Genomic DNA, 2,725 nt, shown 5'->3' on the forward strand with positions numbered 1-2,725 from the left:
ATTCGTCCCAGCTGGCCGCCTCGCGATACGGCTCCTCCAGATGGATGAGGCGGTGCGTGGCCAGTTCGGCAGCGGATTGGGGCAGGCCGAACTTTGCCGCATAACTGGTGCCGGCGACGGGAAATATCTCCTCGTCGGCCAGCGGCAACGAGTGATAGTCCGGCCAGTCCAGCGGCGCGCCGCCGCGCACGCCGAGCGGAATGCCTTCCGCGATGATGTCGAGGTCGCGGTCGGCGGTCTGGATACGCAGGTCGATGCCCGGCAGTTCGTCGCGGAACTGCTGCAGGCGCGGCATCATCCAGAACGAGCCGAACGCGGTCGAGGCAGCCAGCGTGACATGACCGCCGGTTGCCTGCAGGCGCAGATCCTCCGCCGATTTGCGAATATGCGAAAGGCCGAGCGAGACATCGGCATGGAAGCGCTCGCCGGCCTCGGTCAGGAGAACCTGGCGGTGGCGGCGCTGGAACAGCTTGGCGCCAAGCCGTTCTTCCAGCCCGCGCACGGCATAGGAGACGGCGGCCTGCGTCATGCCGAGCTCGCGCCCGGCGGCGGTGAAGCTCGACAGCCGCCCGGCCGCCTCGAAGACGATCAGGCTGCCGGCCGAGGGCAGGAGGTGGCGCAGGCTTCGCATAAGCTGAGCTTATACAAGAGATCAGGATTTTCCAGCGTCACATCACCATTTTGTCGCGTTAGGCTCCTTCATGAGTGGAATGGAGTTGCCATGAACGCACCAGCCCCTGAAGTGACCGAACATGCCAACCGCCGCAGTGGCGGCCGCCTGGGACGCAAGGCCCTGCGCGGAGCTCCGGTAACGTCGTTTCCGACCCTGGTCCGCCAGATCCCCGTCTACCAGATGGTCCCCGATGAGGCGGTCGAGCTGATCCACGAGGAGTCGCTCTTGATCCTCGAAGAGGTGGGATGCGAATTCCGCGACGACGAGGCTATCGCACTGTGGAAGGCGGCGGGCGCGGATGTCTCGGAAACTCGTGTGCGGATCGACCGGGCCCTGCTGATGGAACTGGTATCGAAGGTCCCGCCGGAGTTCACGCTCAATGCGAGGAATCCGCAGCGTACGGTGCGGGTGGGCGGCAACAATACCATCTTCGTGCCGATGTATGGCGCGCCCTATGTGCGTGACCTCGACAACAACAGGCGCTACGGCACGCTCGCGGACCTCAACAATTTCCACAAGCTCGCCTACATGGCGCCGGCGCTGCATTCATCGAGTTCGGTCATTTGCGAGCCGATGGAAATCGCGGTACCGAAGCGTCACCTCCACATCATCCATTCCGCGCTTAAGCATTCCGACAAGCCGTTCATGGGCATCGTCACGTCCAAGGAGCGGGCGGAAGACACGATGGCGATGGCAGGCATCGTGTTCGGCGAGGATTACGTCCGCGACAATCCGGTCCTGGTGTCGATCACCAACTGCAATTCGCCGCTGGTGTGGGACGCCACCATGCTGGACGCGATGAAGGTCTATGCCCGAAGCAACCAGCCGCTGATCCTCGCACCCTTCGCACTGTGCGGCGCCTCGACTTCGGCGTCGGCCGTCGGGGCAGTCGCGCAGGTCAATGCGGAAGCGCTGGCGGGCGTCGCCTTCACGCAACTGCTGCGCCCAGGGTCGCCACAGATCTACGGACAGTTCATGGTCACCGTGGACATGAAGACCGGCGCTCCGATGGGCGGCACGCCGGAGGCGGCCCAGATGATGTACCTGATGGGCGCGCTGGCGCGGAAATACAAACTGCCGTGGCGCACCTCAGGCTTCCATGTCGGATCGAAGCTCAACGACGCCCAGGCGGGCTACGAGGCCAACATGCTGATGCATGCCGCCATCCTCGCCGGCGCCAACTACATCTGGCACTCCGCCGGGTGGCTGGAGGCCGGCCTGAGCTGCGGCTATTCGAAGTTCGCTACGGACTGCGAACAGCTGGTTGGCTGGTACAAATATGCAGGCGGCCTTCCGTTCGACGATTTCAAGGAAGCGATGGCAGCGGTCCGCGAAGTCGGGCCGCAGGGCCATTTCCTCGGCAGCAAACACACGCTCGAACATTTCGAGTCGGCCTTCTTCATACCCTCGATCATGGACTTCAATTCGTACGAACAGTGGAAGGCAGAAGGGGCGAAGGACCACGACACGCGCGGCCGCGAGAAGGCGCGCAACATGCTGGCGGATTACGAGGAGCCGAAGCTCGACGAAGGCATCGCCGATGGCCTGATGGATTTCATCGCGCGGCGCGAGGAGAGGCTGCCGGACAGCGTCAGTTGACGCGAAGAACCAAGATCAAAGGGAACCAGACGGGAGGAAAAAATGGCATTCTTCAGAAGCAGTGGCGATCGCGTGCCGAGCGCTATCGAGGCAATGGCGGTCGAAGCACGCGCGGGTCGTGTCGATCGGCGCGAGTTCCTGGCGCTGGCAAGCGCCTTCGGCGCATCGACGGCGCTTGCCTACGCCATGATCGGCCTTGCCGTGCCGGATCGGGCCTTGGCCGAAGAGCCGAAGAAAGGCGGAACGCTGCGCGTCTCGATGTCGGTGAAGGGGCAGAAGGATCCGCGCACCTACGACTGGGTTGAGCTGGCGAACATTTCGCGCTGCTGGCTGGAGCCGCTTGTCCGCTATACCAGGCAGTTCACCTTCGAGCCGGTCCTGCTCGAAAGCTGGGATATCAATGACGACGCCACCGAATACGTGCTGCATGTGCGCAAGGGCATCACATGGAAC

At 63.5% G+C, this 2,725-nt stretch carries 2 protein-coding genes and 1 pseudogene; 2 read left to right on the forward strand and 1 reads right to left on the reverse strand.

What is annotated here, in order from left to right; translation table 11 throughout:
• Window positions 1-631: LysR substrate-binding domain-containing protein (locus EN906_RS29935; protein ID WP_127375589.1), on the reverse strand; the 631-nt coding region annotated here is incomplete at its 3' end.
• Between the two features lie 90 nt (window positions 632-721).
• Here EN906_RS29935 and EN906_RS29940 point away from each other — a divergent pair.
• Window positions 722-2,272: a trimethylamine methyltransferase family protein gene (locus EN906_RS29940; RefSeq protein WP_127269036.1), complete on the forward strand. Its 1,551-nt coding sequence runs from the start codon at window positions 722-724 to the stop codon at window positions 2,270-2,272.
• 42 nt (window positions 2,273-2,314) lie between these two features.
• Window positions 2,315-2,725 (forward strand): annotated as a pseudogene (locus EN906_RS29945) (diguanylate cyclase); the annotation flags it as partial.

This window comes from Mesorhizobium sp. M7A.F.Ca.CA.004.06.1.1 (assembly GCF_003999135.1).
Classification (GTDB): Bacteria; Pseudomonadota; Alphaproteobacteria; order Rhizobiales; family Rhizobiaceae; genus Mesorhizobium.